This is a genomic window from Smaragdicoccus niigatensis DSM 44881 = NBRC 103563 (assembly GCF_000380645.1).
In the GTDB taxonomy this organism is placed as follows: Bacteria; Actinomycetota; Actinomycetes; order Mycobacteriales; family Mycobacteriaceae; genus Smaragdicoccus; species Smaragdicoccus niigatensis.
In genome coordinates, this window is sequence record NZ_AQXZ01000011.1 from 171265 (window position 1) to 193356 (window position 22092).

19 protein-coding genes are annotated in these 22092 nt (G+C 64.3%); 11 read left to right on the forward strand and 8 right to left on the reverse strand.

Annotated elements, in window-relative coordinates; genetic code table 11:
- Positions 1–21 precede the first annotated feature (21 nt).
- Positions 22–1032 (reverse strand): dTDP-glucose 4,6-dehydratase, encoded by a 1011-nt coding sequence (gene rfbB, locus F600_RS0104155; RefSeq protein ID WP_026306146.1) that lies wholly within the window; start codon positions 1030–1032, stop codon positions 22–24.
- Positions 1033–1098: 66 nt separating this feature from the next.
- Between rfbB and rfbA the strand changes: the two genes are divergently transcribed.
- On the forward strand, positions 1099–1962 hold the full coding sequence (rfbA, locus tag F600_RS0104160) for a glucose-1-phosphate thymidylyltransferase RfbA (protein ID WP_018159329.1): 864 nt from the start codon (positions 1099–1101) through the stop codon (positions 1960–1962).
- 8 nt (positions 1963–1970) lie between these two features.
- A complete protein-coding gene (locus F600_RS0104165) occupies positions 1971–2558 on the forward strand; it encodes a dTDP-4-dehydrorhamnose 3,5-epimerase family protein (protein WP_018159330.1) in 588 nt (195 codons plus the stop codon).
- 64 nt (positions 2559–2622) lie between these two features.
- Here the strand turns inward: F600_RS0104165 and F600_RS31845 are convergent, their stop codons facing one another.
- Positions 2623–3162 carry a DUF4282 domain-containing protein gene (locus F600_RS31845; protein WP_018159331.1) on the reverse strand — a complete coding sequence of 180 codons (540 nt, stop codon included), beginning with the start codon at positions 3160–3162 and terminating at the stop codon, positions 2623–2625.
- A 439-nt stretch (positions 3163–3601) separates the two neighbouring features.
- On the opposite strand from F600_RS31845, the gene F600_RS0104175 reads away from it, so the two are divergent.
- Positions 3602–4078, forward strand: coding sequence for a hypothetical protein (locus F600_RS0104175; protein ID WP_018159332.1), 477 nt, complete (start codon positions 3602–3604; stop codon positions 4076–4078).
- 104 nt (positions 4079–4182) lie between these two features.
- On the opposite strand, the gene F600_RS0104180 is transcribed toward F600_RS0104175, so the two are convergent.
- Complete coding sequence (locus tag F600_RS0104180; RefSeq protein WP_018159333.1) at positions 4183–4632, reverse strand: GtrA family protein; 450 nt, start codon at positions 4630–4632, stop codon at positions 4183–4185.
- Between the two features lie 100 nt (positions 4633–4732).
- On the opposite strand from F600_RS0104180, the gene dprE1 reads away from it, so the two are divergent.
- The 4 genes from dprE1 to F600_RS26915 are packed head-to-tail and all read left to right on the forward strand — an operon-like array spanning position 4733 to position 9062.
- Entirely contained in the window at positions 4733–6133 is a 1401-nt protein-coding gene (gene dprE1, locus F600_RS0104185; RefSeq protein ID WP_018159334.1) for a decaprenylphosphoryl-beta-D-ribose oxidase, read from the forward strand.
- A 30-nt stretch (positions 6134–6163) separates the two neighbouring features.
- Positions 6164–6919, forward strand: a complete 756-nt coding sequence (dprE2, locus tag F600_RS0104190; protein ID WP_018159335.1) for a decaprenylphospho-beta-D-erythro-pentofuranosid-2-ulose 2-reductase — start codon at positions 6164–6166, stop codon at positions 6917–6919.
- Positions 6919–8781 (forward strand): galactan 5-O-arabinofuranosyltransferase, encoded by a 1863-nt coding sequence (locus tag F600_RS0104195; protein WP_018159336.1) that lies wholly within the window; start codon positions 6919–6921, stop codon positions 8779–8781. Before dprE2 ends, F600_RS0104195 begins: the two co-directional genes overlap by 1 nt.
- Before the next feature lie 53 nt (positions 8782–8834).
- On the forward strand, positions 8835–9062 hold the full coding sequence (locus F600_RS26915; RefSeq protein ID WP_018159337.1) for a hypothetical protein: 228 nt from the start codon (positions 8835–8837) through the stop codon (positions 9060–9062).
- Between the two features lie 88 nt (positions 9063–9150).
- Here F600_RS26915 and F600_RS0104205 read toward each other — a convergent pair whose 3' ends face one another.
- Complete coding sequence (locus F600_RS0104205; protein WP_018159338.1) at positions 9151–10650, reverse strand: flavin-containing monooxygenase; 1500 nt, start codon at positions 10648–10650, stop codon at positions 9151–9153.
- Between the two features lie 110 nt (positions 10651–10760).
- On the opposite strand from F600_RS0104205, the gene F600_RS0104210 reads away from it, so the two are divergent.
- The 3 genes from F600_RS0104210 to F600_RS0104220 all read left to right on the forward strand — a co-directional run bounded on the left by F600_RS0104210 (position 10761) and on the right by F600_RS0104220 (position 18764).
- The gene (locus F600_RS0104210; protein ID WP_018159339.1) at positions 10761–11987 is read left to right on the forward strand and encodes a PucR family transcriptional regulator; all 1227 of its coding nucleotides are present in this window, start codon (positions 10761–10763) and stop codon (positions 11985–11987) included.
- 50 nt (positions 11988–12037) lie between these two features.
- Positions 12038–15265, forward strand: a complete 3228-nt coding sequence (locus F600_RS0104215; RefSeq protein WP_018159340.1) for an arabinosyltransferase domain-containing protein — start codon at positions 12038–12040, stop codon at positions 15263–15265.
- Positions 15266–15470: 205 nt separating this feature from the next.
- Entirely contained in the window at positions 15471–18764 is a 3294-nt protein-coding gene (locus tag F600_RS0104220; protein WP_051090733.1) for an arabinosyltransferase domain-containing protein, read from the forward strand.
- Positions 18765–18814: 50 nt separating this feature from the next.
- Here F600_RS0104220 and F600_RS0104225 read toward each other — a convergent pair whose 3' ends face one another.
- Entirely contained in the window at positions 18815–19405 is a 591-nt protein-coding gene (locus F600_RS0104225; protein WP_018159342.1) for a TetR/AcrR family transcriptional regulator, read from the reverse strand.
- Between the two features lie 105 nt (positions 19406–19510).
- Here F600_RS0104225 and F600_RS0104230 point away from each other — a divergent pair, with 105 nt between their 5' ends.
- Positions 19511–19960 carry a DUF2871 domain-containing protein gene (locus F600_RS0104230; protein WP_018159343.1) on the forward strand — a complete coding sequence of 150 codons (450 nt, stop codon included), beginning with the start codon at positions 19511–19513 and terminating at the stop codon, positions 19958–19960.
- Positions 19961–20013: 53 nt separating this feature from the next.
- On the opposite strand, the gene F600_RS0104235 is transcribed toward F600_RS0104230, so the two are convergent.
- The 3 genes from F600_RS0104235 to F600_RS0104245 form a co-directional block, all read right to left on the reverse strand.
- Positions 20014–20880: a cyclopropane mycolic acid synthase family methyltransferase gene (locus F600_RS0104235; protein WP_018159344.1), complete on the reverse strand. Its 867-nt coding sequence runs from the start codon at positions 20878–20880 to the stop codon at positions 20014–20016.
- A gap of 130 nt (positions 20881–21010) precedes the next feature.
- Complete coding sequence (locus tag F600_RS0104240) at positions 21011–21211, reverse strand: hypothetical protein (RefSeq protein WP_211220040.1); 201 nt, start codon at positions 21209–21211, stop codon at positions 21011–21013.
- Positions 21212–21541: 330 nt separating this feature from the next.
- Positions 21542–22000, reverse strand: a complete 459-nt coding sequence (locus F600_RS0104245; protein WP_018159346.1) for a hypothetical protein — start codon at positions 21998–22000, stop codon at positions 21542–21544.
- Positions 22001–22092 lie beyond the last annotated feature (92 nt).

Consider the following 22092-nt stretch of genomic DNA (forward strand, 5'->3'; position numbering starts at 1 on the left):
CCAGATCGATTCAAAGACTTCTCAGGGCGCGATCGTCTTTTCTCCGCGCTCACGGTAGCCCTGTTCGGTCCGTTCCTTCTGGTGACGCCACCAATCCTCATGGGACCGATACCACTCAATTGTCGAAGCTAGTCCATCGGTAAAGGACTCGTATTTCGGCGCCCAACCAAGTTCTTTACGCAAACGGGACGAATCGATCGCGTAGCGCAGGTCGTGACCGGGACGATCGGTCACTTGGTCGAAGTCGTCGGCGTCCCGACCGAAGGCCTGCAAAATCAACTGCACGACCGTGCGATTGTCGTGTTCGCCGTTCGCCCCGATCAAATAAGTCTCGCCGATTTCACCCCGATCAAGAATCGTCCAGACCGCGTCGTTGTGATCCCACACGTGAATCCAGTCGCGAACATTCTGGCCGGCGCCATAAAGGCGGGGCCGGATTCCATCGATGAGATTCGTGATCTGCCGCGGAATGAACTTCTCGACATGCTGGTAGGGCCCGTAATTGTTCGAACAATTCGAGATCGTGGCCCGGACACCGAACGATCGGACCCAGGCCCGCACCAAAAGGTCGCTCGAGGCCTTCGTCGACGAGTACGGACTCGAAGGGTTGTACGGCGTGGACTCAGTGAACTTCGCAGGATCGTCGAGTTCGAGGTCGCCGTACACCTCGTCGGTGGAGATGTGGTGATAGCGGACGTCGTGCCGGCGAACCGCTTCGAGCAGGGAGAACGTTCCGACGACGTTGGTGTGGACGAACGGCCAGGGCTCGGCCAGCGAGTTGTCGTTGTGCGACTCGGCGGCGAAATGAACAACCGCGTCTGACGTCGACACGAGCGAATCCACAAGTTCGCGATCGGCGATGTCGCCCTCGACGATGGAGATTCGGTCGGCCACCGGGGCCAACGCGGACCGAGAACCCGCATAGGTGAAGAGGTCGAGGACCGTCACCTCGACATCTGGACGGCTTGCCAGCGTCTGATGAACGAAGTTCGATCCGATGAATCCTGCCCCACCAGTAACCAAAAGGCGCACGCCAATCACCATACGGCTCGGGTCGAAATCCCCGCGGGAGCGAATCGAAGTGAGAGACTACCCCGCGTGCGCGGCATCATTCTGGCTGGCGGAACGGGATCTCGTCTGCACCCCGTGACCCGGGGCGTCAGCAAGCAACTCGTCCCCGTCTACGACAAGCCGATGATCTACTACCCGCTCTCGACCCTCATGCTGGCCGGCATCCGCGACACGCTCATCATCACCACTCCGGAGGATGCCCCGGCGTTCCAGCGACTGCTCGGTGACGGCTCGCAGTTCGGCGTCCGCCTCACCTATGCCGTTCAGGAGAAGCCGAACGGACTGGCGCAGGCGTTCGTCCTCGGCGCCGATCACATCGGTGCCGACTCGGTCGCACTCATCCTGGGCGACAACATCTTCTACGGTGCAGGCCTCGGAACTCGCCTGCACCGGTTCAGCGAGCTGCATGGCGCACGCATCTTCGCCTACCGGGTCAAGGACCCGACGGCCTACGGTGTCGTCGAGTTCGACAGTCAACAGCGGGTCCTGTCGGTCGAAGAGAAGCCGACCGATCCGAAGTCCCAGTACGCCGTGCCCGGCCTGTACTTCTATGACAACGACGTCCTGGAGATCGCGCACCGCCTGAAGCCATCGGCGCGTGGCGAGTACGAGATCACCGACGTCAACAAGGCCTACCTGGAGGCCGGCTCGCTCTATGTAGAGGTGCTGCCGCGTGGTACGGCCTGGCTCGACACCGGAACGTTCGATCAGCTGCTCGACGCGTCCAACTATGTGCGCACCATCGAACAGCGCGTCGGCCTGCGCATCGGAGCGCCGGAGGAAGTCGCGTGGCGCTGTGGCTACATCGATGACGACCAATTGCGGGCGCTCGCCGAACCGCAGGTGAAGTCCGGCTACGGGACGTATCTGCTCGACCTATTGGATCAGTGAGGAGACCGGTGGAGGTTCGACCGCTTGCGATCGACGGTGCCTGGGAGTTCACGCCGCGACAGTTCGGCGATGCCCGCGGGCTCTTCCTCGAATGGTTCAAGTCGACCGCCTTTCGCGAGGCGACCGGACGCGACCTCGACCTTCGCCAGGCGAACTGCTCGGTCTCGACTGCCGGCACACTCCGCGGCATCCACTACACGCAGAACCCGCCCGGGCAGGCCAAGTACGTGACCTGCGTGCGCGGGGCCGTGCTCGACGTGATCGTCGACCTCCGCGTCGGCTCTCCCACGTTCGGTCGGTGGGACACCGTCCTCCTCGACGACCGCGACCGCCGCGTCGCCTTCCTGAGTGAAGGACTCGGACACGGATTCCTCGCGCTCGAAGACCATGCGACCGTCATCTACCTGTGCGACCTGGAGTACACCCCCGCGCTCGATGGTGAGGTGAACCCGCTCGACCCCGCGATCGGAATCGAGTGGCCGACGGTCGGGACCGACGGCTCGGCATTGCAATTCACGTTGTCGGCGAAGGACACCGCCGCCCCGACTCTCGAAGAGGCCCAGGCGGCGGGGAAGCTGCCGGCCCACCTCCCTTAACGGAAAGGCAGGATTCTCCGCGATGTGCGCGGAAAATCCTGCCTTCTCGTACGTCTTGGCGGGGTCAGCGCCGCGCGCGACTCCGCGCCGCCTGCTTCTGCGGCTTCCAGAACGTCACGGCCCGCATGCCCGCGGCCATCGTGTTGACCGGTGTGACGACGTCTTCCAAGGTGTTGTGCAGTCCGTCCGCGATCCGCAACACGTGGGTGATGTTCTGGCCGATGAGCGACAGCATCAACAGGAATTCGAGGAAAACGCGGATCGTCGCGACGCCCGCCAGCACGATGAACGGCACACACGGGACGTAGACGAGGCCCCACATCACGGAGTAGTTGAAGATCAGCACTCCGATAGCCAACGGTACGCCGACCGCCGCACCCGCTCCCATGAGATAGACGGCCGGCAGGATCCGGCGCGTTGCGATCTGCCGAAAGTGCACGTCCATCAGCGACTCGATACCCGCGGCGACGAGCGCGCGGTTGTTCGCACGGCGACGGCGTGGCAAGTCGGGAACAGGGGCCGGGTACCTCTGCCAACCGCCGTGATCGCAAGGCGTATCGGCGAATACAGAGTCGAGGTCGTCGGGCGCGCTGGCAACGGACATAAGCGAAATCTTCTGGCACATGTGGGATTCCTCACGCGCGTGACGCTCCCAACGTCTCAAGGCGTTATCCGGCCGAGTCCGGATCTCGATCTTGAAGATTCGCCGGTCAGCACCCGCCTGTCGGCTTGGCTTCCACGTAACGGTCTCGTAACCTTCCGTAGGCCTGCCTGTCATCCCAATCTGGCCCGCAAACATCAAGATTCGGCAACAATGATCTTGTCGGCCAGCGGGTCGGGATGGCAGGTTACCCCTCCAATCTCGACGCGCTCTTCGCGATGTCTGGGGTTTTCCTGGCAACTGGCTACCCGATGGCAACATCACACCAGTCCGGAAAAAAGGAAGATCATTTTTCCAACGAGGCTGTAACGGTCTCGTAGCATCGTGCGATGTGTCAGGTGGAATACCCCACCGAGACCCAGTAAGACGAAGGGAGACTCAAGTGCGCACGACGCCAGTAACCCCCTCGGCCAGCGTCCTTGCAGCATCTGCGCAGGCCTACGCCCAGAAGGGCTGGTTGGTGTCGGAAACCTCGAACGGGATCTCGCTGGTTACGGACAACAATGTCTGCGGCATCGAGGTTGACGAGACGGTTGCCGATCAGGTTTCTGTTTACCTTCGCGCAAACAAGCTCACCGGCCCGGTCATCGAACTGCCAGGTGCTGAGCGGCGCATCGTATTCCTCGCAACCGGAGTCAGCAAGGCGAGTCGCGCTCTTGACGCTCTTCGCGAGTTCGGAGCCACGATCCACGCTGAAGGCGCAAGCCTTCCCCTCCCGCCGACCAAGATGATCGCTGGATGCGCTCGCTGGGTCGTCGCACCGGAGGAGTGCAGCTGGGTACCGCCAGTCGTAGCAATCTCGGCCGCATTGCGCGCCGTCCGCGTTCAGCCGGGCAAGCTCGCCCGCGTCGCGTCCTAAGTTTATTTTTTTGACCTGATCAACCGGATCACAACTCAACGCTCCACGGGCGGAACCCACAAGGTTCCGCCTTTGGCGTATCCGGGGTCAGAAGCCCCCCGAAGTCATGAAATCCGGAAGATCACCGTCCTCTGCACGATGAAGTTGATGACCGTCGCCGTTCCCTGCGCAATCACGAAGGCGAACGGGATGCGCCACCACTGATCCGGCAGGGTCTGGTACATGATCCAGTTGAGCCCGACCTGCACCGCGAAGGTCAGCGCGTAGAGAACGATGACCGCGATGAAGCGGGATCGGCTCGGTTCGGCCTGGAACGTCCACCGGCGATTGATCACGTACGCCGTCGTGGTGCCGGCGATGAAGCTCAACGACTTGGCGACGTTGACGTGCAGGCCGGCGGAATAGAGCGCGACATACAGACCGAAGTCGACGATCGCGGACAGTCCACCCGTGAGCGTGAACCGGATGATCTGGGTCTTCAGATCGACGTCGGTTCCACCAGGTTCGTCGACAAGCGGCAACTCCGCAGGTAGCGGCAGGTGCGGCTGTGTCACAACACCCAATGTAACCGTTTCGTTATCAAACGACGCGCAGGCGCGCCGTAGTGTTTCTCACCTGCTGCAACAGCGTTGTGTCGCGGTAGCCTGACAGGCGATGTCTAGCTCACTCGATACCGAATCAGCGCGGCTGACTGGATGGGGACGCACTGCGCCCACCGTCGCCGAAGTTCTCCGGACACCCGATCCGGAAGTAATCGCGAAAGCCGTTGCGGCCGTCGCCGATCACAACGAGAGCAGCCCGCCACACCTGCGCCGCGGAGTCATCGCGCGCGGTCTCGGCCGCTCCTACGGTGACAACGCCCAGAACGGTGGTGGCTTGGTCATCGACATGACCGAGCTCAATACGATCCACAGCATCGACGAGACGACCCACATGGTCACCGTCGACGCGGGCGTCAGCCTCGACACCCTGATGCAGTCGTGTCTGCCGTACGGCCTGTGGGTTCCGGTCCTGCCAGGTACCCGTCAGGTGACCGTCGGCGGTGCGATCGGTTCAGATATTCACGGCAAGAACCACCACTCGGCGGGCAGCTTCGGCAACCATGTTCGATCGATGGATCTGCTGACGTCGGACGGCCAGATCCGCACGATCACCCCCGACGGTCCGACGAGCGACCTGTTCTGGGCGACCGTCGGCGGCTGCGGCCTCACCGGCATTATCCTGCGCGCCACGATCGAGATGACCCCGACCGAAACCGCGTACTTCATCGCCGACGGTGACGTCACCTCCGGCATCGACGAGACGATCGCCTTCCACAGCGACGGTTCCGAGGACAACTACACGTACTCGAGCGCGTGGTTCGACGCGATGACCCCGCTGCCGAAGCTCGGTCGCGCCGTCATCTCCCGCGGATCTCTGGCCAAGCTCGATCAGCTGCCGCCGAAGCTCGCGAAGGACCCGCTGAACTTCACCGGCAAGACGTTCCTGACGTTCCCGGACCTGTTCCCGAACGGAATGCTCAACAAGGCGACGTTCACGCTGGCGACCAATCTCTGGGTCAAGATGGGCAAGTCCTATCGCGACAAGCCGCAGAACCTCACCGCGTTCTACCACCCGCTCGACATGCTCGGCGAGTGGAACCGCGCCTACGGATCTCGCGGCTTCCTGCAGTACCAGTTCGTCGTCCCGCCCGAGGCCGTCGACGAGTTCAAGCGCATCATCATCGATATCCAGAAGTCGGGCCACTACTCGTTCCTGAACGTGTTCAAGGTGTTCGGCCCGGGCAACCAGGCGCCGCTGAGCTTCCCGATCCCGGGTTGGAACATCTGCGTCGACTTCCCGATCAAGGCCGGGCTGAGCGAGTTCGTGACGTCGCTCGACAAGCGCGTCCTCGAGTTCGGCGGCCGTCTCTACACGGCCAAGGACTCGCGCACGGACGCCGCGACCTTCCATGCGATGTACCCGCGAATCGACGAGTGGATCAAGGTGCGCCGCGCCGCCGACCCCGCAGGTGTGTTCGCCTCGGACATGGCCCGCCGCCTCGAACTTCTCTGACCTGACTCCATTAATAAGGACAAAACACCCATGATCGACGCTGTCGGCAACCCGCAGACCATCCTGCTTCTCGGCGGAACCTCCGAGATCGGGCTCGCCATCACCGCTGAATACCTCAAGCGCACGGCCGCCCGAGTCGTCCTCGCCGCGCTCCCCGGTGACCCGCTGCGCGACTCCGCGGTTCGGGAGATGACCCTCGCGGGCGCAAGCGCGGTCGACGTCATCGACTTCGATGCTCTCGACACCGCCAGCCACCCCAAGGTCATCGATTCGGTCGGAGCGGACATCGACGTCGCGATCGTCGCGTTCGCGCTCGACGACGACCCGGAAGTCCTGTGGCAGAACCAGTCCAAGGCCGTTCGTGTCGCCGAGGTCAACTACACGGCATCCGTCTCGGTCGGCGTGCTGCTCGCCGAGAAAATGCGCAACCAGGGCTTCGGCAAGATCATCGTCATGTCTTCGGTCGCCGGGGAGCGCGTGCGTCGCACGAACTTCGTCTACGGCTCGACCAAGGCGGGCCTCGACGGCTTCTACCTGAACCTCGGCGAAGCGCTGCGTGAGTACGGCGCCCAGGTTCTCGTCGTCCGTCCGGGCATGGTGCGTACCAAGTTCAGCGCGCACGTCAAGGAAGCCCCGATGACGATCGACAAGGACCAGCTCGCGGCGAAGGTCGTCAAGGCTGCGGACAAGGGCAAGTCCCTGATCTGGGTTCCGGGTGCGTGGCGGTTCGTGATGTCGGGCCTGCGCCACGTGCCGCGCCCGATTTTCCGCAAGCTCCCGATCTGATGCGTTCGGCCGTTCGCGCTGTCGGTACGGCCGTCGGCGAGATGCTGGCCGCGTCGGTCGTCGCTGCGATCGTCGCCGGTGTGGGTCTGTACGCCTTCGGCAAGGTGGAATGGCCGGCGTACAACTCGTCCAATGTGTTGCATGCCGTCACCACCGTCGGACAGGTCGGAACACTTGTCGCGCTCGGTATCTCGGTGCTGCTGTACCGCGCCGGGCGGTGGCCGTGGATTGCCCGCCTGCTGTCGTGGGCGGGCCTGTCCGGGTACGTGACCGTCACCCTCGGCGTTCCGCTGGCCGCGACGAAGCTCTACCTGCACGGCATCACCGCAGACCAGGAGTTCCGCACCGAGTTTCTGACGCGGCTCACGGACAGCCCGGCGTTGCGCGACATGACCTATCCGGACATGGCGCCGTATTACCCGGCCGGGTGGTTCTGGATCGGTGGTCGCGTCGCCAACCTCTTCGGCCTGTCGGGCTGGGCAGCCTTCAAACCGTTTGCCGTCGCGTCGATCGCGGTCGCAGCGGTTGTGGCGTTGGTGCTGTGGAGTCGCCTGATCCGGTCCGACTGGGCGGTCATGGTGTCGGTCGCAGTGACCGCCATGGTCCTCGCCTACAACTCTCCCGAGCCGTATGGTGCCGTCCTCACGGTTCTCATCCCGCCGGTGCTGGTGTTGGCGTGGGGGGCGCTTAATCGGGATGGTAGGAGCGGTGGCTGGGGCGCGGCGATCGGAACCGGAGCCTTCGTCGGCCTCGCCGGCTCGTTCTACACCCTGTACTTCGGCGTGACCGTGCTGATGGTGTGCGCGATGGCGCTCGTCGCGGCCTACCTCACGCGCCAGTACCTCACGATCTTCCTCAAGCTCGTCGTCATCGGCACGCTGGCCGCGATGGGCACCGGCTTGGTGTGGGCGCCGTATCTCATCGAATCCTTTGGTGCGATCACGCCGGAGACGGGCAGCGCGACCCACTACCTGCCTGACGCCGGTGCTCGACTGTCGCTGCCCATGCTGTCGTTCTCGCTCGTCGGCATCCTGTGCATGTTCGGAACCGTCTGGCTTTTCCTGCGGGTCCGAACCTCGCGCCGCGCGCAGTCGCTCGCGATCGGCATCGTGGTCATCTATCTGTGGACGCTCGCCTCGATGACGGTGACGGTCATCGGCCGGACGCTGCTGTCGTTCCGGCTCGAACCCGTCCTCATCGCTCTGCTCGCGGCCGCCGGAGTGTTCGGATTCCTCGAGTTCAGCCGCTCCTGGGCGGCCAAGTACGAGAAGAGGTCCGCGTGCCGCATGGTGGCGGCCGGTCTCGCCGGACTCGCGTGCCTGAGCTTCACGCAGAACATCCCCGGCATCCTCGATCGGGAGATCACGCTGGCCTACACCGACACCGACGGAGCCGGACACCGCGCCGACCGTCGTGCCGCATCCGCCACGACGTACTACGCACAGATTGACTCCGAGTTGCAAAAGCTCCGGCCCGGACTCCGGCGCGACACCGTGGTGCTCACCGCCGACACGAGCTTCCTGAGCTACTACCCGTACCTCGGATTCCAGGCGCTGACCTCGCACTATGCGAATCCGCTATCGGAATTCGCACAGCGCGCGAAAGCCATCGAGTCGTGGAGCAAACTCACGACGCCCGCCGAAGTCGAGCAGGCCTGGGCGAAGCTGCCGTGGCGCGCACCCGATGCGATCCTCTTCCGGTACGACCCGAACGGGTACACGCTGCGGCTTGCCGAGGACGTTTACCCGAACAACCCGAACGTGAAGCGCTACACGGTGAGCTTCGACCCGAAGTTGTTCGAATCCTCGGACTTCACTGTGCAGCGGATCGGACCGTTCGTTTTGGTTGTCAGGAACCGCTGAGCCGTCCGTTTCGTCCAACTGTCTGGGAACCCTCAGACAGATAGGATGTACAGATGACCGCGACCCTCAAGGCAGTGCTTGCGGCCGTCAACGTGCTGGGTCTGCAAACGCGCGAGCGTTTTGACCTTCACGATCGCAGATTCGATCAGGTTGATCGCAGATTCGACCAGGTCGAGCGCCGCATCGATGACATCCGCGAGGGTCTGGGTGCCCGCCTGCGCTCAGTCGAGGAAGGCCAGGCCGAGATCAAGGATCTCTTGATTCGAGCCCTCGAACGCTGAGCTCTACTCAGATGAATGCAGCCTGACCCGCGGTAATCGCGGTTCAGGCTGCATTCTTCGTTCGGGCTGGCTGCGTGCCTAGCCGGCGTCAGCTCACCTTGGCCAGGTTGCGCTGCTGACGACGAGACGGGCTCGAGAAGCTGAGGTGCTCGTCGACTGTCGGCGCGTTCTGCATCTTCTTGTCATCGAAGTAGCTCATCGACATCTTCCACGGCTTGGCCGTCCCCTGCTTGGGCAGCTTCTCCAGGGCACGCATGACGTAGCCGGCCTCGAAGTCGAGCAGCGGGCGGGTCTCCATGTCCGGATCAGCGACGGGCCAGACGGTGTCGTATCCGTTCTTGTCCATGTGCTCGAGCAGGTCGCAGAAGTACTCGCACAGCATGCCGATCTTCAGCGTCCACGACGAGTTCGTGTACCCGATCGCCATCGCGAGGTTCGGAACGCCCGAGAGCAGCGTGCCGCGGTAGGCCACCAGGTCCGGATTGTTGACCTTGCGGCCGTCGACGTGCAGCTCGATGCCGCCGAGGATCTGGATGTTCAAGCCGGTCGCCGTGACGATGATGTCGGCCTCGAGCTCGCGGCCCGACTCGAGCAGGATGCCCTTCTCGGTGAACGTCTTGATGCGATCGGTGACCATCGACGCCGAGCCGTTCGACAGTGCCTTGAAGAGGTCGCCGCTCGGAACCGCACACAGGCGCTGGTCCCACGGGTTGTACGGCGGGTTGAAGTGCTCGTCGACCGGGAAGTCCGAGGGCAGCATCGACGCGTTGACTGTGCGGATGATCTTCCGGGCCAGGCCGGGGAACGTCTGCGCGAAGTCATAGACGTACTTCTGCTGCAGGATGTTCTTCCGGCGGGCGACCGCGTATCCGAGCTTGTCGCCGAGGAGTCGGTTCGCGATGTTCGCAAACGGGTCCTGGCGGGGAACCGGCATGACGTAGGTCGGCGTGCGCTGCAGCATCGTGACGTGTGCGGCGGTCGGAGCCATCGACGGCACCAGGGTCACCGCGGTCGCACCACTGCCGATCACAACCACACGCTTGCCGGTGTAGTCGAGGTCCTCGGGCCAGTGCTGCGGGTGGACGATCGTGCCCTCGAAGCGCTCGCGACCCTCGAAGTTCGGGGTGAAGCCTTCGTCGTAGTTGTAGTAGCCGGCGCCACTGAAGATCCACGACGACGTGATGAAGGTGCGCTCACCGGTGTCGGTGCGCTCAATCTCAACGGTCCACCGCGCGGTTGCCGACGACCACTCCGCACGCACGACCTTGTGGTGGTAGCGGATGTGCGACGCGAGGCCGTTCTCGTCGAGCGTCTCGCCCAGGTAGGACATGATCTTCGACGCCGAAGCGATCGCGTCCTTGTCCTTCCACGGCTTGAACTCGTAGCCGAACGTGTGCAGATCCGAGTCCGAGCGAAGGCCCGGGTACTTGAACATGTCCCACGTTCCACCGAAGTTCGCACGCCCCTCCAAAATCGCGAACGACTTGTTCGGCTGCTTCGTCTTCAGGTAGCGCGCGGCTCCGATGCCGGAGATCCCGGCGCCGACGATGAGTACGTCGAAGTGGTCAGTTGCGGTGTTGGCGGTCATGCCATTCCTCCTCGTTGAGGTTCGTTGCATCAAGAATGCGGGACACCGCGACCCACTTACTATGTCAATGTGCCTCAGATCGACCATCGGACTGGGGCATAGTGTGCAGAATGACCGCTCCCTGGCCGGAACCGAGCGAACAAGTAGCCGCACTCTTTCGCCGCTGCGCCGAATTGGCGCTGTCCCAGACTCAGATGATCGAAGAGGTCAACGCGGCGACACTCGGCGGTCCCGGCATGGCCACGGTGTCCGCGGACCCGGTCCTGGCGGCGAGCATCACGCGCAGCAATCTCGCGAATCTTCTCCACTGGATCACCAACAATGTGCGCAGTCCGGGGCGCCGTGTGCCGCCGAACGTTGGCATCGAGGTGCTCGAGGTCTCGCGGGACATCGCTCGTCGCGGGTTGGACTCAACGGCACTCGACACGTACCGAACCGGGCAGACCGTCGCGTGGCGATTGTGGATGGAAATCTGCTTCGCGGAAACGCGTGACCCCGATCTTCTTCGCGAACTGCTGACGATCTCGTCGTTGTCCATCAGCACATTCATCGACGACACGATCAAGGCGGTCGGCGAACAGATCGGGGTGGAGATCCATCAGCTGACCCGCGGCAGCAACGCCGAGAAACTCGCTGCGGTATCGCTCATCGTGGAGGGAGCTCCGATCGCGCGGGCGCAGGCCGAGGTGCAGCTCGGGCACCCGCTGACCGGGCCACACGTCGCCGCGATCGTGTGGGCGGCACCCGGATCGAAGGCAGAACACCTCGAAGCGGTCGCCGATGCGTTCACGCACTCGTGCGGGGCAGTCCGCCGGCTGACCGTGGTCGCGAGTGCGACGACGCTGTGGATCTGGGTGCCGAGCGCGCGGGTTCCCGATACCGACGAACTCAGCGGGCAGATGACGACGCATCCGGACGTGAACATCGCGATCGGCCGCGGCGGTCACGACCTCGACGGATTCCGGCGCAGCTATCTCGACGCGTCGAAAACACAACAGATGATGGCTCGACTGCGATCCGTGCAGCGGGTCGTGCAGTTCGACGACGTCGCGCTCGTCGCGCTGCTCACCCACGATCAAGCCGGTGCCGACGAGTTCGTCGTCGACACTCTCGGTGACTTCCTCACGGCCGACGAGGAAACCCAGCACACCGTCGTCGCCTACATCCGCGAGCAGTGCAACACCTCACGAACCGCCGAGCGGCTCTACACCCACCGCAACACCATCATCCGCCGGCTCGCGCGCGCCGATGAGTTGCTGCCGCGACCACTCGCCGACAACCTCGTCGGAGTCGCCGCGGCCCTCGACATCGTCCATTGGCGCGGACGGCCTGCCTGATAAATAGCTGACCAACTCGCCGGATCCCACCCGGCTGGGCCGATCCGGGCATGGAACTGAAATACGATCACCGCGTGCAGAAAGCGTCGCCGAATACGGCCCGGATCATCGCGATCGTCACTGGCCTGATTGGCTTCCTGTGCGCGATCGCCCTGCCCGTCATGCCGGTCAAGGCGACGGTGGCAAGTCTCGACTGGCCGCAGCGCGGTGCCGGCAGTGTGACCGCACCACTCGTTTCCTATACGCCGGTTCGAGCCGACTTCACCGTGCCGTGCTCGGTGCTGACCGCGCCCGGCGCGCTGAAGCAGACGATCGTCGCGACGATTCCGGACAAATCCGACGGCCAGAGCTCCAAGGGCCTCGTCATCACGGTCGAACCGGCTCTCGACGGCGCTCCGGTGTCGGTTCGGGCGATCCTCCGCGACAAGACCCTGATCAACGCACCGCTGTCGGACTTCGCTGGTTGTCAACAGATTTCGATCGCGTCGGACGTCAACAAGACGGTCACGAAGGTCGGCGGTGTCTCGCGCCTCGATAACACCAAGAGCGAAGACCTCCGGCCGCAGGTCGTCGGCCTGTTCACCGATCTCCCGCAGGCGACGCTGCAGTCGTCGGGCATCAAGGTTCACATCGACATCGACTCGCGGTTCACGACGTCGACGACTCTGATCAAGACCTTTGCCATGATCGTCGCGGTCCTGACCACGATCATTTCGTTGGCGGCCCTGCACCGACTGGACTGCTCCGATGGCCGCCGCGCCCGTCGCTTCCTGCCGGCGCACTGGTACCGGATCTCGCTGGCCGACGTCTTCATGATCGGCACGCTCGGCGTCTGGTACGTCATCGGCGCCAACACCTCTGACGACGGCTATCTGCTCACGATGGGGCGCGCCGCCGGACCGACCGGCTACATGTCGAACTACTACCGGTGGTTCGGTGTTCCGGAAGCCCCGTTCGGCTGGGCGTACGACCTCCTCACCGTTTTCGCGCACATCTCGACGACCAGCATGTTCATGCGTCTGCCCACCCTCGCGGCCTCGATCATCGGCTGGCTCGTCATCAGTCGTGAGGTGCTTCCCCGGCTCGGCGCCCGCGTCCGCCGCGACCGCCTGGTGCTCTGGACCTCGGGCCTGGTCTACCTCGCGTTCTGGCTGCCCTACGACAACGGTCTGCGACCCGAGCCGATCATCGCGCTCGGCGCCCTGCTGACCTGGTGTTCGGCCGAGCGCGCGATCGCCACCGGACGCCTCATGCCGGCCGCGATCGCCGTGATGATCGCGGCGTTCTCGCTGGCTGCGGGCCCGACCGGCCTCATCTGTATCGCCGCACTCGCCGCATCGTCGAGGCCACTCCTGCAGATCCTCATCAAGCGCGCCAAGACTCACGGCTTCGCGGCCCTGCTGGCACCGATCGCCGCGGCCGGAACTCTGATCCTCGTTCCGGTGTTCCGCGACCAGACGCTCGCCGCGGTCAAGGAAGCGTCCCGCGTCCGGATGGCGGTCGGACCGAACGTGGCCTGGTTCGACGAGCGCCTGCGCTGGGATGCCCTGCTGACCTTCGGGCCGGACGGCTCCCTCGCCCGTCGGTTCGGCGTCCTGATCATGCTGGTCTGCCTCGCGACCTGCGTGATGCAGATGCTGCGCAAGGGTGGGCAGATCCCCGGCACCTCGCGCGGCCCGTCGATCCGCATCCTCGGCATCGTCTTCGGTGCGCTGCTCATGATGATGTGGACACCGACCAAGTGGACGCACCACTTCGGTGTCTACGCCGGGCTGGCTGGCTCGGTCGCCGCACTGGCTGCGGTCGCGGTCGGCCGGACCGCGATGACCTCACCGCGAAACCGCACCCTGTTCGCCGCCTTCATCTCCTTCTTCACCGCAATTGCCTTCACCGGCCCGAACGGCTGGTGGTACGTGTCGAGCTACGGCATCCCGTGGTGGGACAAGCCGGTCATGATCGCCGGTCACGGCATCTCGACCCTGTTCCTCGCGGGCACGGTCCTGCTTCTGCTGATCGCCGCCTACCAGCACTATCGCGCGCCCTACATCGCGGACGGATCGACACATCGGGTGTTCCGTGACCTCGCGGCCGCGCCGCTGACGGTCATCGTCGCATTCATGGTGATGTTCGAAGTCCTCTCGTTCGTCAAGGGCGCGGTGTCGCAGTACCCCGCGTACTCGATCGCGAAGTCGAACCTCGAAGCGCTTGCGGGACACCCGTGTTCGCTCGCGGACAATGTGCTCGTCGAGCCCGACCCGACTCGCTCGATTCTCAAGCCGCTCAAGGGCAAACTCTCGGAGTCGCTGCAGGCGGACAACGTGGGATTCACCCCGGACGGCGTCCCCATTGACATCTCCGCCGAAACCGAATGGGTCGGTAAGGGCGGTGCGAACTCCACGAGCACCGACGGCAAGAGCAAGAACAACACTCCGTCGTCGACCGGCGGTGGCTACCGGGACACCGTGAGCGTCAACGGCAGCAAGGTCGAACTCCCCTACGGGCTTGACCCGGCCGAGGTTCCTTCGCTGGGCAGTTGGACCGATGGCGATCAGCGCATCTCGAACCTGACCACGCAGTGGTTCGGCCTCAATCGACAGGGACCGCTTCTCACCGTCGCCGCCGCCGGCTGGATCCACTCGGTCGACAAGGACGGCGTGGTCACCGAGGGCCAGGACGTCATGGTCGAGTACGGAATCGCCGGCGCGGACGGCAACGTCCAGAAGCTCGGCGAGATCCGGCCGATCGACATCGGTCCGCAGCCGTCATGGCGCGACCTCCGCGTGCCGCTGTCGCAGATTCCCGAGAAGGCCAACGCGGTGCGCATCGTCGTCACCGACGATGACATCTCCCCTGGCGAATGGGTTGCGATCACCCCGCCGCGCGTGCCGGTCGTCAAGACGCTGCAGGAATATGTCGGTAGCGAGGTTCCGGTGCTTCTGGACTGGTCCGTTGGTCTCGCCTTCCCGTGCCAGCGACCGTTTGAGCACGTCGACGGCGTCGCCGAGGTGCCGGAGTTCCGCATCATGCCGGACCGCAAGGGCGCCGAGGCGACCAACGGCTGGCAGGACTCGATCGGTGGCGGACCGCTCGGCTGGACGGGCCTGCTGCTGAAGGCACAGTCGATCCCGAGCTTCGCGAACAACGACTGGGCGCGCGACTGGGGCAACCTCGAACGGCTGGTGCCGTACGACGGATCGGAAACGACCGGGCGCATCGAGACGACCGAAAAGACCCGTACCGGGCTCTACAGCGATGGGCGGATCAAGGAATCGTCGTAGTCGGTGCATGGCTTACCGTCCCGAGCACCTGATGAGGGGCTCTCCGGCGGCAGGCTATGCACCTCGGCCCGGCAATCGATGGGCGATCCGGCATTCCATGCATTCATATTCTTGTTGAACCATTAAGTGCCACCGCCGGTTTGCCTCACCGGAAACCGACCGGCTGCTCGGTAGCATCTCAGCCGTGTCGAACGCTCTGCTCGTAGTGCCTGACCTCCCCGAATCGTCTTTCGGGGAACCGCCCGAGCGGGGTTCGGACCGCAAGCGACCGAGTTTGCGGGTTAGTGCGGCGACGGTCGCGGCGATCGCCGGTCTTCTTGGTGCCCTCCTCGCGATGGCAACGCCGTTCCTGCCGGTGAAGCAGACGACCGCCGCACTCAACTGGCCGCAGTCCGCGACCTACACCGACGTGGACGCACCGTTGATGTCGCAGGTTCCGCTGACGTTCCACGCGGTCATTCCGTGCTCGGTGCTCAGCGGACTCAAGAGCGGCACGCAGGTCATCGGAACCGCTCCGGCGCAAGGCGACAATGCGCCGATCAATGCACTCTTCGTACGGACCACCGACACCAACGTCGAGGTCGTCAACCGCAACGTCGTCGTGGTGGCGGCACCGATCGCGGATATCTCACAGTGCAGCCAGGTGACGATCGATTCGACCCAGGAGAAGACGTCGGCGTCGTTCGCCGGACTCCGGGACGACGACGGAAATCCGCTCGACGGTGCCATGGTCGGCGACTTCCGTCCGCAGGTCGTCGGCCTGTACACGGACCTGACCGGCCGCGTGGCCAGCGGATTCAAGGTCACGTCCGACGTCGATTCGCGATTCACGACGAGCCCCACGCTGCTCAAACTGTCCGCGATCATCGGCGCCGCGTTGTGCACGATCATCGCGATCGGCGCGCTCGCCCGCCTCGACATGTGCGACGGCCGGAGTCACCGCCGGTTCTTCCCGGCGCACTGGCTGCGCCCGACGGTCGCCGACGGGCTCATCGGTGGAACCCTCATCGTGTGGCACTTCATCGGCGCCAACACCTCCGACGACGGCTACATCCTGACGATGGCCCGGGTCGCCGACAAAGCCGGCTACATGGCGAACTACTTCCGCTGGTTCGGCGTTCCGGAGGCCCCGTTCGGTTGGTATTACTACGTCCTCCAGTGGTTCAGCGAGATCTCGACCGCGAGCGCCTGGGTCCGGGTGCCGGCACTGGTGTGCGGTATCGGTTGCTGGTTGCTCATCAGTCGTGAGGTCATCCCCCGTCTCGGCCGGACGGTGCGCAACGACAAGGTCGCGCTCTACACGGCCGGTCTGGTCTTCCTCGCCTTCTGGCTGCCCTACGACAACGGCCTCCGTCCCGAGCCGGTCGTCGCATTCGGCGCGCTGCTGACCTGGTGCTCGGTCGAGCGCGCGATCGCCACCGGTCGCCTCGCACCGGCCGCGATCGCCTGCCTCGTCGGCGCATTCACCCTGGCTGCAGCCCCGACCGGCCTCATGTGTGTGGCGATCCTGCTCGCCGGACTCCGCCCGATCCTGCGGGTGGCCGCCCGTCGCTACCGCGAGCACGGCAAGTTGGCGCTGCTCGCGCCGATCGCCTCCGCCGGGTTCCTGATTCTCACCGTCGTCTACAGCGACCAGACCTTCGCGGCGATCCAGGAAGCCAACGGCGTCCGCTCGGCGGTCGGCCCGAACCTGCCGTGGACGAAGGACTTCCTGCGCTACTACTACCTGATCCTGCCGACGGTCGACGGCTCGCTCTCACGCCGCTTCGCGTTCCTCATCATGCTGCTGTGCGCCATCACCTGCGTCGTCGTGCTGCTGCGCAAGCGCAAGGTCAACGGCGTATCGCTGGGTCCCTCGTGGCGTCTCATCGGCGCCATGTTCGGAACCATGTTCTTCATGATGTTCAACCCGACGAAGTGGACCCACCACTTCGGCGCGTACGCGAGCATCGGCGGCTCACTCGCCGCACTGGCCGCAGTCCTCGTCGCTCCCTACGTGCTGACCGTCCGACGCAACCGCACGCTGTTCCTGTCGGGCGTGCTGTTCATCCTCGCGTTCTCGTTCTCGAGCATCAACGGCTACTGGTACGTCTCGAGCTTCGGTATTCCGTGGTGGGACAAGACGGTGTCGCTCAAGGGAATTCAGTCCGGCAACGTGCTACTCGTGCTCTTCGGTCTGTCCCTCCTGGCGTTGCTGTGGCAGACCATGCGAGCGGACTTCACGGAACCGAGCAAGCGCCTGCCGGGCATGAAGATCGCGAGCCGTCTCATCGGCGCACCGCTGACCGTCGCGGTCGCCGCGGTCGTCGCGTTCGAAGTCCTTTCGATGGTCAAGGGCGCGGTGTGGCAGTACCCGGCCTACTCGCTGGCCCGCCAGAACATCGAGTCCATCACCAGCGCAAGCTGCGGAATGGCCAACGACGTCCTCGTGGAACCGAACCCGAACAAGGGCTTCCTCTCGCCGGTCGCGGACCCCAAGCATCCGCTGAAGAACGCGAACGACCCGCTCGCCGGCTCCGACCCGAAGGGCTTCACGCCGGACGGCGTCGACACCGATCTCACCGCCGAGGAAACCGGCGTCGACCCCGGTTCCAGCGGCGCGGATTCCGGCTTCATCGGCCCGAAGTTCGCGCGCGGTCAGGAGGCCGGTACCGAGGGTGGCGAACTCGACAAGCCGGGAATCAACGGCAGCCACGCGAAGCTGCCGTACGGGCTGAACCCCGGCACGACCCCGGTTCTCGGCTCGTTCCAGAAGGAGATGCAGCAGCCCGCCTCGGTCGAAACGAGCTGGTACTCGCTGCCGGCGCCGAGCGCTGACTCGCCGCTCATCGTCATCACCGCAGCCGGCCGGATCTACTCGGTCGACTCGACCGGCAAGGCGACGTACGGTCAGCAGGTTCTCCTCGACTACGGCAAGCGGCAGGCGGACGGCACGATCAAGAACCTCGGTCAGGTTCGACCGCTCGACATCGGGCCGTCGCCGTCGTGGCGCAACCTGCGCGTGCCCCGCTCGATGATCCCGGCCCAGGCCGACGTCGTTCGAATCGTCGCTAACGACCCGATCCTCGCGGACAACCAGTGGGTGGCCTTCACTCCCCCGCGTATCCCGCAGCTGCAGACGCTCAACAGTCTCGTGGGCTCGAAGCAGCCGGTTCTGCTCGACTGGGCAGTCGGCCTTCAGTTCCCGTGCCAGCGTCCGTTCGACCACGTCGACGGCGTTGCCGAGGTCCCGAACTTCCGCATCCTCCCGGATCATCCGCTCGCCGTCACCGGTACGACGACCTGGCAGGCCGCGGAGAACGGCGGTCCGCTCGGATTCACGAACATGATCGCGTCGCGCCTGGCGATCCCGAGTTACCTGATGGACGACTGGGGTCGCGACTGGGGTTCGCTCGAGAAGTTCAACCGCTACTACCCGCAGGCGAAGACCGCGAAGCTCGAGACCGGAGAGGTCACCCGATCCGGCTTCTGGAACCCGGGCGATATCCGGGTCAAGTAGGCAGGGACACGACAAGGCCCGCAGCTTTCGAGCTGCGGGCCGTCGTCGATTCAGGGGCGGGCCAACCCCACCACGATGCTGCGCACGGCTTCGGAACACATGTCGAGAACCAGTTCCGCCGAGCGTCCCGCATCGAGCTGTCGGAATCCGGTTTCGGTGATACCCATCGTGAGCGCCGCAGCGACGGCCGCCCGATCGCGGTCACCGTTCGCAAGTTCCGTCCACGCCTGCGCCAGACTGTCCCGCAAGCCCGTGTGCGCCCGCTCGATCAGGTCCTCCGAAAGCGGCGTCGACCGAAACGCTTCGGTCAGCCACCCATGTCCGGTCGCCGCCGCCTGCTCGATGTTGGCGCGGACCCAGGCGACGACCTTCTCCTGTGGACCTTCGGCATCCGCCATCGCCGCGTCGACCGCATCGACCCAGGCCGGCAGATACCGGGCCACGACCAGAGCTCGGAGATCGTCGATCGATTCGACATAGCGGTAGATGCTGTTGCGCGCGATACCCGCGGCTGCGCTGACCGCGCCGGCGGTGAGCTGCTGCGGAGGTTCGGCGCGCAGGATCTGCTCGGCCGCATTGACGAGCCTGGCCTGGATCTGGGCCCGATGTTCGGCCACGGTCGGCGCATCGATCCGCGGCATGACCAACCTCACTTTGCGACATGGTGTCGCTATGTTGACGACACCGTGTCCCTAAGCATACGTTGGATCACGTTAGCGACATGGTGTCGCAAAAAGGAGGTTCTCATGGAGAAGGTGCTGTTTCGCTCCTTCGGTATCTGGACGGTGCTCGGGCTCCTCGGCGGGCTCGGATATCGCGAACTGACTCGGGCACAGGACTTCACCGGCCAGACCCAACTGGCCGTCGTGCACACGCACGCTCTCGTGCTGGGATCGGTGTTCCTGCTGATCGTTCTCGTTCTCGAGCGAGTTTTCACGCTCAGTGCCGACCGCGGGATGCGCTGGTTCGCCTGGGTGTGGAATGGCGGACTGGCACTGACGATCACGGGGCTGACCGTCAAGGGAACGCTTCAGGTACTCGGGTCGACGGCCGCCGACAGCCCGGCAATCGCCGGCGTTTCCGGGACCGGGCACATGCTGCTCGCCGCGGGATTCGCACTTCTGGTCCACGGACTCGGGCGGCGCCTGAGTGCCGACGCGAACGATGCCCGCGTGTCGGTTCCCGTCGCGGGGTGACCACCAGGAGCCCGCAGCTTTTCGCGCTGCGGGCTCTTCGTCTTGTCAGCCGGTCAATCAGCGACGGCGAGGCTGAATTGCATGACGTCGATGTAGCCCTCCCGGAAGAGCTCGGCACACCCGGTCAGGTACCGCATGTAGGTGTCGAACGTGTCTTCGGACGCGATCCGGATCGCCTCCTCTTTGCGCTCTCGCAACGCGTCTGCCCAGTGATCGAGGGTTCGGGCGTAGTGCAACTGCAGCGGATGGATGCGTTCGACGTCGAATCCGGCAGCCTCCGCGAGTTTAACGACCCGACTCGGAGTCGGCAGTTCTCCGCCCGGGAAGATCTGGGTGACGATGAATCGCCCGAATTCGAAGAACTTGCGGTCGAGCTTGAGGCCCTTCGCCCGGATGACGTCGCGCTCGTTGATGACGATTGTGTGCAAGAGCATGCGCCCGTCGGCCGGCAGGATCTCGCGGCAGCGATCGAAGAAAGCGGCATGCCGTTCGTACCGGAAATGTTCGAATGCGCCGATCGAGACAATGCGGTCGACCGGCTCGTTGAACTCCTCCCAGCCCTGCAGCCGAACCTCGCTGCCATGGGCGTTCGGCCTGGCGGCCAGCAGTCGTGCGACGTGATCGTGCTGGTTGCGGCTCAGGGTCAAGCCCGTCACCTGGACGTCGTAGCCTTCAACGGCCCGCATCATCGTCGCGCCCCAACCGCACCCGATGTCCAGCAGTCGCATGCCCGGCTCGAGGCGGCACTTCTCGAGGGAGAGATTGATTTTTGCCTGCTGCGCTTCGGCCAGGGAAAAGTCATCGCCGGCGAAGTACGCGCAGCTGTAGGTACGGCTGTCATCAAGGAAGAGGGCGAAGAAGTCATCCGACAGGTCGTAATGGGATTGAACGTCGTCGAAATAGGGCGCAAGGTCAGTCATTGAAACTCCGAATCCAGTGGCGGGTAGGGCTGACTGGCTTGATTCGGAGCGGCCGACGATCTGGATGGGTGTGAATTCCGTCAAAGGAGAAGCCCGCAGCTTTTCGCTGCGGGCTTCTTTTGGTTCAGCCTTATTGACTCGGCTGAGGCAGGTTCGGATTACAGTCCTCGACCTTGGGGTTCACGCCCATGTAGTTGAGCGGACCCGCAACGATGGTCACGATCGTCGTGCCAGCATTCGCGCAGTTTTCGGCCGCGTCGGTGTAGTAGCCGCGCTGACCTGCCGCAATAGCCCCGATGATCAGCCAGATCAGCAGGAGCAAAGGCAGGATCGAGAAACCGACGCCTCGGCGTGGTACGTCCAAGTCGCTTCGACCGCCTCTCCAACGCGGTCGAGCGGCGTAACCGTCATCGACCAGATCGCCCTCGTATGCGCGTCGACGCCCAAAACCGAACATCAGAATCCTCCTGCTCAGTGCATATGGCGGGCCCGCTGCCGAACCCCTCTCCTTGTGGGTTCCCGGTAGATCGGGTCTGAAGCAAAGTGAAAATTCAATTACCTGGACACAAACGCCGAGAGTGGCCATTCCCCCCTTATTGGGAATGACCACTCTCGGTTCGTGATTGACCACTAGCTAGGGCATATCAGTAGGCGACTCCTTCTAGTTCGGTGCGATTGTGTACGCAACGTTCATGGTCGGAACGCCGGTGTCGATGGTGGTGGAGACGTCGTAGCGACGAGCGTGCACGCCACCGACGGTGGTTCCGTCGGTCGTCGCGCCCTGGGCACTGTTGTTGGCCTGGAACGTGACGATCGTGTTGGTGTCCGGGACGCCGTAGTTCACAACCGCGGTCAGTCCGCCGAAGTTGTCCACCGCAGCCGTGACGATCTCGGACGAGTGCGGTGCGAGGGTTTCCTGCGGTCCGGCGATGAAGTCGCCGGCTGAGGTGTAGTCACCGGTGAGGGTCATCGTCTGGTCGGTCGAGTTGTAGATCGTCATGGCGATCGTGTTGCCGTTAGTCGGCAGGGTTCCCGCGGAAGCGATGCCGGCGGCTCCGATTCCGGCGCCGATGACAGCGAGGCCGATGAGCGGGGTGGCGATGAGGGTCTTGGTGTTCATGTCCGTGGTCCTTATCGGGAGAAGTTTCTGTGCCGGTGTGTTCCGGCGATGCATTAACTTTCCCGCGAACCAGGCCTCGACCTGATCAGCCA

Coding starts and splice junctions, on each gene's coding strand:
- F600_RS26915 (WP_018159337.1), top strand. CDS start 8,835: ATGACCGCGACCCTCAAGGCAGTGCTTGCGGCCGTCAACGTGCTGGGT.
- F600_RS0104215 (WP_018159340.1), top strand. CDS start 12,038: ATGGAACTGAAATACGATCACCGCGTGCAGAAAGCGTCGCCGAATACG.
- F600_RS0104205 (WP_018159338.1), bottom strand. CDS start 10,650: ATGACCGCCAACACCGCAACTGACCACTTCGACGTACTCATCGTCGGC.
- dprE2 (WP_018159335.1), top strand. CDS start 6,164: ATGATCGACGCTGTCGGCAACCCGCAGACCATCCTGCTTCTCGGCGGA.
- F600_RS0104235 (WP_018159344.1), bottom strand. CDS start 20,880: ATGACTGACCTTGCGCCCTATTTCGACGACGTTCAATCCCATTACGAC.
- dprE1 (WP_018159334.1), top strand. CDS start 4,733: ATGTCTAGCTCACTCGATACCGAATCAGCGCGGCTGACTGGATGGGGA.
- F600_RS31845 (WP_018159331.1), bottom strand. CDS start 3,162: ATGTCCGTTGCCAGCGCGCCCGACGACCTCGACTCTGTATTCGCCGAT.
- F600_RS0104195 (WP_018159336.1), top strand. CDS start 6,919: ATGCGTTCGGCCGTTCGCGCTGTCGGTACGGCCGTCGGCGAGATGCTG.
- F600_RS0104225 (WP_018159342.1), bottom strand. CDS start 19,405: ATGCCGCGGATCGATGCGCCGACCGTGGCCGAACATCGGGCCCAGATC.
- F600_RS0104245 (WP_018159346.1), bottom strand. CDS start 22,000: ATGAACACCAAGACCCTCATCGCCACCCCGCTCATCGGCCTCGCTGTC.
- F600_RS0104210 (WP_018159339.1), top strand. CDS start 10,761: ATGACCGCTCCCTGGCCGGAACCGAGCGAACAAGTAGCCGCACTCTTT.
- F600_RS0104230 (WP_018159343.1), top strand. CDS start 19,511: ATGGAGAAGGTGCTGTTTCGCTCCTTCGGTATCTGGACGGTGCTCGGG.